Consider the following 12,753-nt stretch of genomic DNA (forward strand, 5'->3'; position numbering starts at 1 on the left):
CGGCCCAGGAGGCCGTCAGGGCCACTGTGTAGGTCGTCACGACCGCCGTGAGGCCGTCACGACCGCTGCGAGAAAGAGAGAGCTGCACGATGTCGCACCACGGATGGGCCGACGAGGGATACGGTCCCGTCGCGGACGAATTCGCGCGGAACTTTGCCGAGCGAGGTGAACTCGGCGCCGCCGTCGCGGTGTACGTGGGCGGCCGCAAGGTCGTCGATCTGTGGGGCGGCATCGCCGACGACCGGACCGGACGGGACTGGGAGGAGGAGACCACCCTTCCGGTGATGTCCTGCGCCAAGGCGGTCGTCAGCGTCTGCGCCCATCTGCTCGTACAGCAGGGGCGTCTGGACCTCGACGCGCCGGTGGCCGGCTACTGGCCGGAGTTCGCACAGCACGGCAAGGAGCGGATCACCTCCCGTCAGGTGCTCGCCCACACCGCCGGAATCCCGCTCGCGGAGAAGCGGCTGACCTTCGCAGAGGTGACGTCCTGGACGCCGGTGATCCGCGCGCTGGAGGAGCAGCGTCCGCTCTGGGAACCCGGCACCGCGTACGAGTACCACGCGCACGCCTTCGGCTTCATCATCGGCGAGGTCATCCGGCGGCTCACCGGGCTCACCCCCGGCGCCTACTTCCGCCAGGCCATCGCCGACAACCTGGGGCTGCGCACCTGGATCGGCCTGCCCGAGGAGGAGGTGGCGGGGATGGCCCGGCTCGTCGAGGCGGCGGACCGGCCGGGCCTGCCGGACGCCGACGCACTGATCATGCGGGCGCTGACGATGAACGGCGCGCTGCCGTTCCCCGGCCTCGACGATCCGCACGGCTACAACTCGCCCGCGCTGCTGACGGCTGAAATCCCCGGCGCGGGCGCAGTCTCGACGGCGCGCGGCCTGGCGCGGCTGCACGCGGCGGTGGCCACCGGCGTGGACGGCTCGGCGCGGCTGCTGTCCGAGGACACTGTCACCGACGCGGTCCGGCAGCTGTCCGGTGGACCCACCTGGTCCGGGCTGCCGGACCTCGGCGCGCGCTACGGCTCAGGCTTCCTCCTCGACTCGCCGTTCCGCCGGCTGCTCGGCCCGCGCTCGTTCGGCCACAGTGGAGCGGGCGGCCAGTTCGCCTTCGGCGATGACGCGTTCGGGGTGGGCTTCGCCTACACCGCCAACATGCTCGGCGGCAGCGGCGACCAGCGCGCCGTGCGGCTCATCGGCGCGCTGCGCGATTGCGTGGGCGCCGAGGCGACGGAGCGAACGGACCACTGAGGGCAGGGCCTGAGCCTCCCCTGAGGGATGGAGCCTCAGGGGAGACAGCCCTGGGAACGAGCGGCAGCCTGGCTGTGTGCGTGTGTGTTCGCGGATCAGCGGATTACTCGTCCGGGCCCGCGGACGATGCGTACTGCTCCGGATGCCGCAAGAGTGCTCCGATGTGGGCGGCGGTCGTGGACAGCCGGCGGCGGGACTCCCCGAGCTGGTCGGCCGTCACGCCGTGGTCGCGCGCCGCGTCCCTGAGGTCGTCACGGAAGCGGTCCAGCAGCCGGTCGAAGTCGCGGGCCGGGTCACCGCTGGTCGGCTCGTGTGCCCACGCCGGAGCCGGCGGGGCCTCGACGGTCGGGCCTTCCTGGCTGCCGTCCTTGGTCAGGTCGATGCGCTCGACGGTCACCCGGGGCGCCGTCCCGCCGGCGTCATCGGTGCGGCCGCCGCTCCGCTGGTCGGCGTTCCGCTGGTCAGCGCTCCGCTGGTCAGCGCTCCGGGCCTCGCGTTCGGCGCCCCGGGCCCCGTCGGACCAGTCGCCGGTGAAGCGGCCGACCTCGCGCGACACCTCGGACAGCGCCTCGCGCACCATGCCCGGCCAGTCGCCGGACCGCATGGCGTCCTGGGTCTGTTCCTGCACGCGCTTGATGACCCGCTGGACCTCCTCACGCGCGAAGACCTGGGCGTCCCTGGCCTGCTTACGGGCCCGCTGGGCTTCCTGCCGGGCCCGCTTGCTCTCCTCCTTGGCCCGCCGCGCCTGCTCCTTCCACTCGTCCTTGGCGCGCCGGAACTCCTCCTTCGCCTGCCGCCAGGCCTCCTTGTCGCCGTACGCACCGTCGAAGTGGTCCGAGGCATCCGGGAACGGGCGGCGGCCGGCGTCCTCGCCGCCGGAAGTCTTCTCCCCGGCGCCCTCGCCGTTCCGCCCGGTCCTCCCGCCGGAGCCCGCGCGGGCCTGCCGGGCGGCCTCCCGGATCTCCCGGCGCAGATCCCGCGCCGAACCGCTCACGTCCTCGCTGATGTCGGAGGCGAGCGCGGAGACCGACTCTCTGATCTCCAGCTCCAGATCGGCCAGTTCACCGCTCCGGCCGGCGAGTTCGGCCCGGCCGGCTTCGGTGATCGAGTAGACCTTGCGGCCGCCCTCGGTCGTGAGCGTCACCAGCCCCTCGGCCGCCAGTTTGGCCAGCCGAGGGTACACCGTGCCGGCGGAGGGCGCGTACAGGCCCTGGAAGCGCTCCTCCAGGAGACGGATGATTTCGTAGCCGTGCCGCGGGGCCTCGTCCAGCAGCTTGAGGAGGTAGAGCCTGAGGCGGCCATGGGCGAAGACGGGAGGCATGCTCAGAGCACCTTCTTCTCGGCGGGCGGGTCGCTGGGGGAGTCCTCGGACGGGCCGGAGGCCGGTCCGCCGTGGGGGCCGTCGCCGAGGTCACCGCCTCCATTCTCCCCGTCCTCGTCGGCACGGGCGGGGCGGGGCACCAGGGTCAGGCTGCCGGAGACAGAGGTGACCTTGAGCGAGCCGGTGCCCGCGCCCAGCGCCCCGGTGATCTTCTTCGCGCCCCACTGGCCGCTGACCCGCAGCTCGTCGAAGGCGTTGGCGACCGTGCCGGACGTGGTGTTGGCCTCCACTCGCGCGTCGGCCGGATCGGGGAGCCGGATGGCGACGTCCCCGGAGACCGTGGTCAGCGCGATATCGGCGCCTTGGGCCGGGTCGAGATCGAGGACCATGTCGCCGCTGACCGATTCGGCGCGCACCCCGCAGCCCGTGCCGTCGATGACCGTCAGGTCGCCGGAGACGGAGTTGAACCGCAGATCGCCGGTGAGCGACTGCACCTCGACATCGCCCGACACCGTCTCCGCCCGTACCGCTCCGGTCAGCCCGACGAGCGTGCTCCTGCCGGAGGCGCCCCGGACCTCCGTACGGCCCGAGATGCCGGAGACGACCGTACCGGCGCTGATCGCGCCGACCTCGACGTGAGTGCCGGCCGGCACCGTCACCGAGATCACCGCGCTGCGCTCCCACCCTCTGCGGTCGAGGAACTTCAGGAAATTCCGCCACGGGAGGTCCTCGTAGGCGACGGAGAGTGTGCCGTCGGCGCACGAGACGGTCAGCGGCGGGCCGTGCAGCTCGCTGATCTCCAGGCGGGCGGGGCCGTCGTCCGGCGTGCCGACGACATTCACCGTGCCGCCGAACACGCGGACCCGGAGCGCGCTGACCGGCTCCGCGATCTCCATCGTGCGTGGTTCGGCCACCTGCGTCTGATTCTGTGACCACGCGGTCCGTGCTGACATTCCCGGCCTCCCCTGGGTAGCACTGCAACGCAACATATCGCGTTCTCGATAAACACGATATATCGCGGGAGGGGGAAGTCAAGCGATCCCCACCCTGAGCCCACCCTGAGTCGTCCCTGACCTTTCTTGTCGTTGCCCTCAGGGGTGTGGGGTGGGTCCCGTAGGGGGCGGCCGGGCGGGGGGGGATCGGGCCGCTTCTGCTCCTCGGCTACTCGTCGTCGTCCTCGTCGTCCAGCCGCGCCAGCCAGGTGGCCAGGCGCTCCACCGGCACCTCGAAGTCAGGGTTCAGGTCGACGAACATACGCAGCTGATCGGCGAGCCAGGCGAGGGTGACCTCCTCCTCGCCGCGCCGGTTCTCCAGCTCTTCGATGCCACGGTCAGTGAAATACACGCGCTCTCCACCAGGGGTCATGGGATTTTCCCGGCCAGGATAGGCAGGCCCGCAGGCTCACGCTGCCTGGTGGTCCAGCGGTCCCTTCGTGGTGTCCTGCGCTATCGTCGTCAGCCACGCGCCGGCGGGTCGGTATGGCAATCCGCTCCGACATCCGAAGTGACGTTGCGCACCAGAGTTGTTGGGGCTTTCCGAAGCGGGGCGGTGGGGCTCCGCGGCGCAGATTCAGGGATGAGCTTGTTCCCCGTAACCCGTAACCGGGGGAGCCTGCACTCAAGAAGAGGGACAAGAAGAGGGACAAGAAGAGGAACAAGAAGTAGGGACAACGGGACAACGGCCCTGCGGCAATAGGGGAATTGCCGTCCAGGGGGAGCAGGAGGCCGTGATGCAAGATCGTGCACAGCGCATCGAACTGCCCGACGGTACGGAGGTCTGGGCCCGGGTGTCCCGGCTGGACGTCCCGGGGCTCGACGGGGCGGACGGGGAGTGGGCCGACGGTTCGGCCGACGGGGAAGGCGGGGAATTCGAGGACGTCGGCGCCTGGGACGCGCTGGGTGCCCGCGTCGAGGGGCTCCGCGAGCTGATCGGCGGAGTCGCGGCGAGCGTCCGCCAGGCCGCTGAGCGGGTCGCCCCGCACGAGACGAGTGTGACCTTCGGTGTGGAGCTCTCGGCCAAGCCGGGCAAGGCCGTCGCCCTGCTCGCGGACGGAGAGGGCAAGGCGGGCCTCTCCGTGACGCTCACCTGGCGCCGCGACGGCGGAGCGCCGGCACCGGAGGAGCGGCCCGGGACAGCCGACGGCCGCCGGGAGCCCGACGCTTCGGACCGCTGATGGCGCGCCCCGAGGAACCCATCGGCCGCCGCGCCGACCGTGCCCGCTACGCACACCTCCTCGACCACGCCGGACGCACCACCGTCGGACTCCGCGCCGGACCGGACGCGGCCGACGGCCGACTCTGGGGAAGCGGTGTGCTGATCGCGCCAGGGTGGGTGCTGACCTGCGCTCATGTGCTCGCCGAGCGCGACGGGCGGCCCCGTGGCGCGGGCGCCGACGGGGTCGTCGGGGTGGTCGGGGGCCCGTTCGGCGGCCGGGTGGTGGCTGCGCGCCGGGTGTACGACCTCAGCCGGCCCGCCCGGGAGGCCGGACGCGCCGCGGCGCGCACCGATCTCGCCCTGGTGTGTCTGCTCGATACGGAGATCCAGCACCCGTGCGCCTGGCTCAGCGATCAGCCCGCGACGCTCCTGGAGGACGCGTACATCTTCCGGGGACATGACCAGCAGGGGGGAAGCGGTCAGCAGGGCGGTCGTGGCATGCCGGGTGCCGGCGACGGAGTGGACGCCGTGGGTGGGGTGGACACCGTGGGCGGTGTGGACGGCGCGGGCGGGGCGGCACCCGTGGTGCGTGAGCCGGGTGGAGGGCGGCGCGGTGTCGACGGGGCGGCCGGAGGCCGGAGCGGTCCTGTCGCGCCCGCCGTGTCCGTGGATCCGTTCATCGCGGTCCGGTTCGGCGCCCGGGACGCCCGTGGTCTGCAGTTCGGCAGCGATGTCCGGGTGACGCCCGGAGCGTCCGGCGGGCCGTTGCTCGACTGCGACCGCGGTGAGGTGGTCGGCATCGTCAAGGGCCGCCATCAGCAGGACCATGTGGGGCTCGCGGTGCCGGTCACCGCGCTGCGCGGGCTGGGCCCCGAGCATCTGGTCGAGGGTGCCGGGGGCGCCGAGGGTGCCGAGGACCTCGGGGCCGATCCGTATCACGCGTTGCTGAGCCTGCACGACCGCTGGCACTGGGCCGGCCAGGACCTCGGCCGGGCCGGCGAGCCCACCTGGTTCGACGCGCAGCATGCGATCATGTCGGGCCGTGGCCGGCTGTGGGGCGTACAGGAGCGGCTGCAGGCGCTCGATCTGCTCGCCCGGCTGCCCGCGCCACGCGACCCGCTGATGGTGGAGGCCGCGGTGGGCGAGGTACTGGAGCGCGGGGCGCGGCCCGGTGCCTGGTCGCTGCGTACCTGGCGGGACGGCCATGGGGCGCTCTATCAGGGCAGCGACCCGTACACCGAACTGCGGACCTTTGTGCACTATCTGCGGATCGTGGCCCAGGTGACGGCCGACGAGGTGCGTGACGTACCGGGCGAGGAGGCCGCGGCGGTACGCGAAGAGGCGGACCGGCTAGAGCGGTTCGTCCGGGACAAGGCGGTCGTGCTGCATGCGCAGGACCGCCACAGGATCGGGCCGGTGCGCCGGCGGCCGCGCTCCGTGCTCGTGGAGTTCGAGCCGCTCCACTACGGGGAGGGCGCGCACGAGCTCTACAACTGGTCGGTCAGCGAGGGGTACGGCCAGGGGCAGTGGCTGCGGGTGGACGTCCAGGAGTCGGCCGGCGGGGTGCCGTTCGAGAAGGCGAGGGAGCAGGTGCTGCGGCGGCTCGGCGGCCGGCTGCTGCAGGCCGACAGCGCCGCCGGGCCGGGCGCCCGGGTGCGCCTGGAGGTCGCCGTCCCCGAAGGCCGCTGGCACACCGCCGCCGGCCAGTGGGAGGTCGCCGCCTCGACCCGGCGCACCGCCCGGCTCCGGCCGGTGGGCCCGGTGCGCGCGGTGATCCTGCGCGACCAGGGGCGGCCGCTCGACCCGGCCTGGCTGCGCCGCTGGCAGGACCTCACGGCGGCCCCCGCGCTGCGGGCGCTGCGCGTCCTGCCGTCCGAGGGCGCCGGTGTGCGCCCCGGTGCCGGCTCCTCCGCCGCGTCGTTCTGGCGGCTGCTGGAGACGGCGGACGAGGGGGCGCTGCCCGCGCTGTGCCACACGGTCGCCGACGGGCTCGGACGGGACGCGGTGGGCGCCGCCCTGGACACCGGCTTCCCGGCCGCGCTGTGGCAGGCCGACGGCCATGGCGGCGGGCGGGGGTGCGATGCGTCCTGCGAGGAATTCCACCGTGGGATACGGGAGTTGCTCGCGGCCGCGGGCGGCGTGGCCCAGCTGCCCGAGCTGGTCCGGGAGCTGCGCGCGAAGGCGGCCGAGGCCGCGGAGGAGGGTGCGCGCTGGGCCCGGGATCTGGTGCTCCTCTACGACGATCCGGAGGACCCGATACCGCAGCTGTGCACGGACCGGCCTCAGGTGTCGCCGTGATGACGGGGCGGCGCCTGAGGCGGGTCCGGAGCCGCCCCGGGGCGGCCGGGCACCGGTGTGCGCCCCGCAAGGCGTGGGCGCGCCTGGCGCTCGCCCGCGCCGTGCCTCCGGGCGTTCCGTCCGGAGGGGGCCGGGGAACAGGTACAAGTGGCGGGTATCGCAGGGTACTTGACCGCCCCGCGACGTCATGGCGCGAGACCGGAAAACGCCCCGGGTGCTTCCGTGCGGCCGGTTACTGTCATAGCGTCGTGGAAGACTTGTTCGTGATGACGTGACGACGTGATGGCGCGTGATGACGTGAGTGTGTGCGGCGGACGCGGGGGAAGGCCGGGGCGTGTGCCGACGTCTCCGGCGGTGCTCCCGGTTCAGCGCTCCTGACCGAATGCCGGGCCGGCGACGAGGAGTTCCGACGTGAGCGACTGGCTCATCTACCGTGGCGCGGGGGCACCGCACGACGGCATTGAGCACCTTCCGCCGCCACCCCCATGGCGCGATTTCGACGGCGGCCCCCTGGTGGCGCCGCCGGTCCCGCTCGATCCCGCCTCCGAGCGCAGGCTCGGCGTGCGGCACCGCGAGGCCAGCCACCACCGCCCCGGCGAGACCGAGCGCGAGCTGGTCAACGCCGCGCTCTATCTGCGCAGACCACTGCTGGTGACCGGCGCACCGGGCAGCGGCAAGAGCACCCTGGCGCACGCGGTCGCGTACGAGCTCGGCCTGGGCCGGGTGCTCAGCTGGCCGGTCGTCAGCCGGAGCACGCTCCGCGACGGCCTCTACGACTACGACGCCATCGGCCGCCTCCAGGACCTGCAGATAGCCCGCGCTGCCACCGCCGCCGGACCTGGTGCCGCCACCGCCGCCGGCCCGGGTGGCGAGGCCGGCGCCGGACCCGGTGGCGAGGCCGGCGCCGATCCGGCCGACGAACCCGGCGGCGGCATCGGCCGCTATATCCGCCTCGGCCCGCTGGGGACGGCCCTGCTGCCCGCCGCCCGGCCCCGCGTACTGCTCGTCGACGAGCTCGACAAGAGTGACATCGATCTGCCCAACGACCTCCTGAACGTCCTGGAGGAAGGGGAGTTCAGGGTTCCGGAGCTGGAGCGGCTGGCCGGATCCGCCCCCGAGGTGCGGGTGCTCAGCGACGACGGCACCCGGGTGACGGTCCGCGACGGCCGGGTGCGCTGCCACGCCTTCCCCTTCATCGTCCTGACCAGCAACGGTGAACGGGACTTCCCGGCACCCCTGTTGCGCCGCTGTATCCACCTCCACATCCCGGCCCCCGACAAGGAGCGGCTGGCCGGTATGGTGCGGGCCCACTTCGGCGAGGGGGCCGCCGAACGCTACGAAGCGGTGATCGACCGCTTCCTGGACCGCGAACCGGGCGATGTGCGCGCCGTCGACCAGCTCTTCAACGCCATCCACCTCACCCAGAAGGCGGGCTGGACGGACGAGGACGAGGAGGAGACCCGACGGCGCCTGACGGTGGAGCTGATGCGGCCGCTCGACCGGACGAGGTGACTGCGGTGCCGCCCGGGGAGCCCGGTTCCGCTGCCGGGCCCCTCGACGAGCTGGTCGGCCGGCTGACCGCGGCGGGGGTGCCCGCCGATGCGCGGGCGATGGCCGACGCCCTCTGGCTCGCCCAGTGGATCACACCGGACGAGGAGGCGGCCGGAGAGGCCGCCGGTGCCGAAGCGGCCGGTGTGGCCGGTGGGGCAGGTGCGGACTGGCCGGATGGTGCAGATCCGGCCACTTTCCGGGTGGGGCCGGGTGGCCCGGGGGACCTTCCGTCCGCGGGGGCGGATCCGGCGCGCGACGGCGGATCGCCGCCCGGCGGCGCGTCCGGAGAGCACGGGGCGGACGACCCCGCCCTCCGGGACGGCACCCGCCGCCGGGTCGCCGGACTGCTGTCCGCCCGGGACATGAGGGAACCGCCCACGCCGTCAGGGCAGTGGGGGAGGGGCGCCGACCCGGACCGCCACCGCCTCGGCGAGGTCGCCGTCCCGATCGCCTCCGCCTTCGGCGGAACGCTGCCGTTGCAGCGCGCCCTGCGCCCCGTCCAGCGCTACCGCGCGCCGTCCGCCCCGCTCCGCCACCGCCTCGACGAGCCCGCCACCGCCGAGCTCTCCGCGCACGCCGAAATGATCATCCCGGTGCTGCGCGGGGTGCACCGCCGTGCCGCCGCCCTGCGGCTCCTGATGGACGGATCGTCCTCGATGGCCGTCTGGGAGCAGCTGCTGCACGACCTGCGCCAGGTCTGCGAGCGGGTGGGCGCCTTCCGGGACGTCACGGTGCACTACCTCCACCCCCACGGCCCGGACGTCGGCGTCACCGTGGCCCCGGGGCCGGGCCACCCGCCGCGCCCCGCCGACCAGTTGCACGACCCCACGGGCCACCACCTCACCCTCGTCATCAGCGACTGCGCCGGTCCCCTCTGGCAGGACGGCCGGATGCAGCGGCTGCTGTACCGCTGGGCGGCCGACGCCCCGCTCGCCGTCGTCCAGCCGCTGCCCCAGCGGATGTGGGCGCGTACGCTGCTGCCCGCCGTCCCCGGCACCCTCGTCCGCCGCCAGGGCCCCTATCGGGCGCTCGACTTCACACCCGCCAGACGCCGCCGGCAGCCGGTGGCCCCGGACGCGGCGTCCGGAGCACCCCGAGAACGCGCCATCCCGGTGCTGTCCGCGACCCCGTCCGCCCTCAGCTCCTGGGCCCGGCTGGCCGCCGCCGAGGCGGGCCTCTCCCTGCGCGGTGCGGCCTCCGTCGTCCGTGCCGACCACGGCGCGGTGGCCCCGGCCGGCCTGCCGTCGACGACCCTGCCGGGCGAACCGGCCCGGATGGTCCGCGAGTTCGACCAGCAGGCCTCGCCCGCCGCCCGGCTGCTCGCCGTGCACCTCTCGGCCGTCCCGCTGGCCCTGCCCGTCATCCAGCTCGTGCAGCGCGCGATGCTGCCGCAGACCGGCCCGGCCGAGCTCGCCGAGGTGCTGCTCAGCGGACTGGTCGTCCAAATCCCGCCGGCCGTGGGGCCGTCCGGGGCGGGGACCCCTCCACTCTCCTCACGGGACGAGGGGAAGGGCACGGCCACCGGCCCCTGGTACGACTTCGTGCCCGGTGTCCGCGACGAACTCCTCGGCCGGCTCAGCGCCGGAGAGGCAGCCCTGGTCCTCAAACACTGCTCGCTCTACATCGAGCGCACCTTCGGGCGCAGCGCCCGCAACTTCCCGGCCGTCGCGGTCGCCATGCTCTCCGGCAGCGGACGCGAGCCGGAGACCGGCCAGCGTGCCGTCCCCGAACCCTTCGCCCGGGTCTCCGAACGAGTGCTGCGCCGCTTCGAACCGGCCCTGCGTCCACCCGGTGATCCGCCGTCGTACGTATCCGACGGCCCGGCCTCGCAGGGCACGGCCCTCCTCCAGCGCTACGAGCAGGACCGCACCGTCCGCGATCTGATCGAGGCCGTCCGCCTGCTGCGTGCCGCCGCCGAGCGCCTGCCGCCGGCCGGTACCGACCTCGCCCGCGCCCTGCTGCACGCCTGGGCGCGCTGGCGCCAGCCGGACGCCCTGGAGGAGGCCGAACGGGCCGCCCGGGCGGCGCTCGGGGCCGCCCATGGGGAAGGCACCGACGGGGCCGGGGCCGGGGGCGACGTCACCGGGGGCGAGGCGACCGGGGATGAGGCGACCGGGGACGACATGACCCGGGAGGCCGAGCGCGCCCGGGCGCTGATCGTGCTCGGCCGGGTCGCCCACGCCCGGGCCCGCGAACGCCGCTCCGCCGGCACCCCGGCCGAGGAACGTACCGCCCTCACCGACGCCGCCCGCCATCTGCGGGCCGCCTGCGGGCTGATGAGCCTGATCGACCCCCGTGTCCTGGAGAGCATGGTGCTGCGCACCGAGGTGCTGCGGCGACTGGCCGCGCTGCCCGGGCCGGAAGACGCGGGACCGGAGGGCACCGGTCCGGAGGAGGGCACCCACGCTGCGGAGGCCCAGGCCCAGGCAGGCGCAGGGGCAGGGGCGGGTACCCGCGCTCCCGACCCCCTCGTCGAGGCCGAGCGCTCCCTCACCACGCTCCTCGACCAGTGGCCCAGCGGCGAGCAGGTCCCCGGTGAGGCCTACGCCGCCCGGGGCGCGGTGCTGCTCGACCAGGCCCGCCGGGCCGCCCCGGCCCCCCGTGGTCACAAGGACCGGGGAGGCTCTCCCGTCCCGGCGGGCCCGGGACCCGCCGAGGCGCTGGCGGTGCGGGCCGCCGACGACCTCGACACCGCCGTCGTCCTGCTGCGCCGCCGCGGCAGCACCGCCGACCGGCTGGTCTGCGAGACCCTGCTCGGCCTGGCCGCGGCCCGTGAGCTGCACGGCGGCGCGGTCCTGCCGTCCGTGCTGCCCACCCTCGAACGCGCCCGGGAGATGGCGCACGCCCTCGACGACCCGGCGCTGGAGGCCGCCGGCCTGCGCCGGATAGCCGCCGCCCAGCGGGCTGTCCACACCCGTACGGGCTCACCGGCCGCGCTGGACGCAGCCATCGCCGCGCTGGCCGCCGCGCTCCGCCTGACGGCTCCCGATTCCCCCGAGCACAGCGCACTGCTCACCGAACGCGGCGCGGCGCTGCTGCTGCGAGCCCGGCTGGAGCCCCCCGACGGCGCCGGCAAGCGGCTGGCCGACGAGGCGGTGCACGTCCTCCGGGAGGCGCTGGCCCGGGTCTCCCCGCAGGACCCCGACCTCGGCAGCCACCGGCTGCTGTTCGGCCGCGCCCTGCGGCTGCGGCACGAGCGCCAGCCCTCGCTCGCCGATCTGCACGAGGCCGACTGGATCCTGGAGCTGGCCGCCCGCGGCACGGACGTCCCGGACGCGGTCTGCGCCGAGGCCTGGCTCGAAGTGGGCGATGTGCAGCTCCTGTTGGACCGCCGGTTCGGTTCCCAGGAGCGCCACGACCGGGCCGCCGCGTGCTACCGCCGGGCCGCCGCGGCCGCCACCAGAGCCGGCAGCGCCCTGCTGGCCGCCCGCGCCCACCACCGCCGCGCCGGGGTGCTGGAGATCACCGCGGGCCCGCGCACCGCGCTGCACGCCTACCGCGAGAGCTGGGAACAGTGGCAGCGCGCCGCCGAGGACTCCGGCCCCGAGGCCCAGCGCACCCGCGCCCGGATGCGCGCCCTCGGGTCCACCGCCTGAGCGCCCCCGGCTCCGGGCGGCCCGCCGCCGTCCGGAGTCCGCCCGTGTTTCCGCGGACGGGAGTACGGGAACACGAACGTCCAGCCGGCCCAGAGGAGAGCAGTGTGGCGACCACCCCCCGCACCGAACCGGCTACCGCCGTTCCGGCCGGTCCGTCGACCGAGCCGCTGCCGGACTTCGCCGGGGTCGATGTGGGCGCGCTGGCCACGCGGAACGACCATCCGGTGCTGGGCGCCGTGGCGACGCTGCTGCTGCGCAACTGGCCCTCGGCGCAGGACGCGGTAGCGTACTACGAGGACAGCCCGAACATGCGCTGACCGCTGGGGAGGCGGTCCGGGAACGGTGTTTTTTGGGCAACGTGCCGTGGAATCAGGACAGTTGTCGGAGTGAACGACCCGCCGTCCGTTGGCGGGGCGGGGGACCGGGCAGGAAACCCGTCGGACGGACGAGGCGCGTCGGACGGTGGGCGTCCACGGGCGCGTCGGGCAGTGGTCGTCCAAGGGAAGTGTCAGGTACGGGCAGTGGTCAGGTACGGGGCAGGGGCAGGGCGGAGTGGGCGCCGCGCGACCCGCGGCCC

The 12,753-nt window shown here is 74.5% G+C and carries 9 protein-coding genes; 6 read left to right on the forward strand and 3 right to left on the reverse strand.

The annotated features are described in order from the left end of the window. The first annotated feature begins 89 nt into the window (after positions 1 to 89). Entirely contained in the window at positions 90 to 1,256 is a 1,167-nt protein-coding gene (locus AZE13_RS03560; protein ID WP_066926648.1) for a serine hydrolase domain-containing protein, read from the forward strand. A 103-nt stretch (positions 1,257 to 1,359) separates the two neighbouring features. On the opposite strand, the gene AZE13_RS03565 is transcribed toward AZE13_RS03560, so the two are convergent. The 3 genes from AZE13_RS03565 to AZE13_RS03575 form a co-directional block, all read right to left on the reverse strand. Then, on the reverse strand, positions 1,360 to 2,577 hold the full coding sequence (locus AZE13_RS03565) for a PadR family transcriptional regulator (protein WP_066926651.1): 1,218 nt from the start codon (positions 2,575 to 2,577) through the stop codon (positions 1,360 to 1,362). A gap of 2 nt (positions 2,578 to 2,579) precedes the next feature. Continuing rightward, complete coding sequence (locus AZE13_RS03570) at positions 2,580 to 3,530, reverse strand: DUF4097 family beta strand repeat-containing protein (protein ID WP_066926653.1); 951 nt, start codon at positions 3,528 to 3,530, stop codon at positions 2,580 to 2,582. 208 nt (positions 3,531 to 3,738) lie between these two features. After that, positions 3,739 to 3,921: a DUF6104 family protein gene (locus AZE13_RS03575; protein ID WP_066926655.1), complete on the reverse strand. Its 183-nt coding sequence runs from the start codon at positions 3,919 to 3,921 to the stop codon at positions 3,739 to 3,741. 385 nt (positions 3,922 to 4,306) lie between these two features. Between AZE13_RS03575 and AZE13_RS03580 the strand changes: the two genes are divergently transcribed. The 5 genes from AZE13_RS03580 to AZE13_RS03600 all read left to right on the forward strand — a co-directional run bounded on the left by AZE13_RS03580 (position 4,307) and on the right by AZE13_RS03600 (position 12,493). Then, positions 4,307 to 4,750, forward strand: a complete 444-nt coding sequence (locus tag AZE13_RS03580; RefSeq protein ID WP_066926657.1) for a CU044_2847 family protein — start codon at positions 4,307 to 4,309, stop codon at positions 4,748 to 4,750. Then, positions 4,750 to 7,029 (forward strand): trypsin-like peptidase domain-containing protein, encoded by a 2,280-nt coding sequence (locus tag AZE13_RS03585; RefSeq protein WP_066926659.1) that lies wholly within the window; start codon positions 4,750 to 4,752, stop codon positions 7,027 to 7,029. Before AZE13_RS03580 ends, AZE13_RS03585 begins: the two co-directional genes overlap by 1 nt. A gap of 411 nt (positions 7,030 to 7,440) precedes the next feature. Next, positions 7,441 to 8,541: an AAA family ATPase gene (locus AZE13_RS03590; RefSeq protein WP_066926661.1), complete on the forward strand. Its 1,101-nt coding sequence runs from the start codon at positions 7,441 to 7,443 to the stop codon at positions 8,539 to 8,541. Positions 8,542 to 8,546: 5 nt separating this feature from the next. Next, on the forward strand, positions 8,547 to 12,176 hold the full coding sequence (locus AZE13_RS03595) for an SAV_2336 N-terminal domain-related protein (protein WP_258527551.1): 3,630 nt from the start codon (positions 8,547 to 8,549) through the stop codon (positions 12,174 to 12,176). A gap of 104 nt (positions 12,177 to 12,280) precedes the next feature. Then, on the forward strand, positions 12,281 to 12,493 hold the full coding sequence (locus tag AZE13_RS03600) for a YxD-tail cyclophane-containing RiPP peptide (RefSeq protein ID WP_066926663.1): 213 nt from the start codon (positions 12,281 to 12,283) through the stop codon (positions 12,491 to 12,493). Positions 12,494 to 12,753 lie beyond the last annotated feature (260 nt).

Source organism: Streptomyces sp. NBRC 110611, from assembly GCF_001590865.1.
In the GTDB taxonomy this organism is placed as follows: Bacteria; Actinomycetota; Actinomycetes; order Streptomycetales; family Streptomycetaceae; genus Streptomyces.

Bases quoted from the DNA above. Each gene is read 5' to 3' on its own strand.
- AZE13_RS03560 (WP_066926648.1), top strand. From the start codon at position 90: ATGTCGCACCACGGATGGGCCGACGAGGGATACGGTCCCGTCGCGGAC.
- AZE13_RS03565 (WP_066926651.1), bottom strand. From the start codon at position 2,577: ATGCCTCCCGTCTTCGCCCATGGCCGCCTCAGGCTCTACCTCCTCAAG.
- AZE13_RS03570 (WP_066926653.1), bottom strand. From the start codon at position 3,530: ATGTCAGCACGGACCGCGTGGTCACAGAATCAGACGCAGGTGGCCGAA.
- AZE13_RS03580 (WP_066926657.1), top strand. From the start codon at position 4,307: ATGCAAGATCGTGCACAGCGCATCGAACTGCCCGACGGTACGGAGGTC.
- AZE13_RS03585 (WP_066926659.1), top strand. From the start codon at position 4,750: ATGGCGCGCCCCGAGGAACCCATCGGCCGCCGCGCCGACCGTGCCCGC.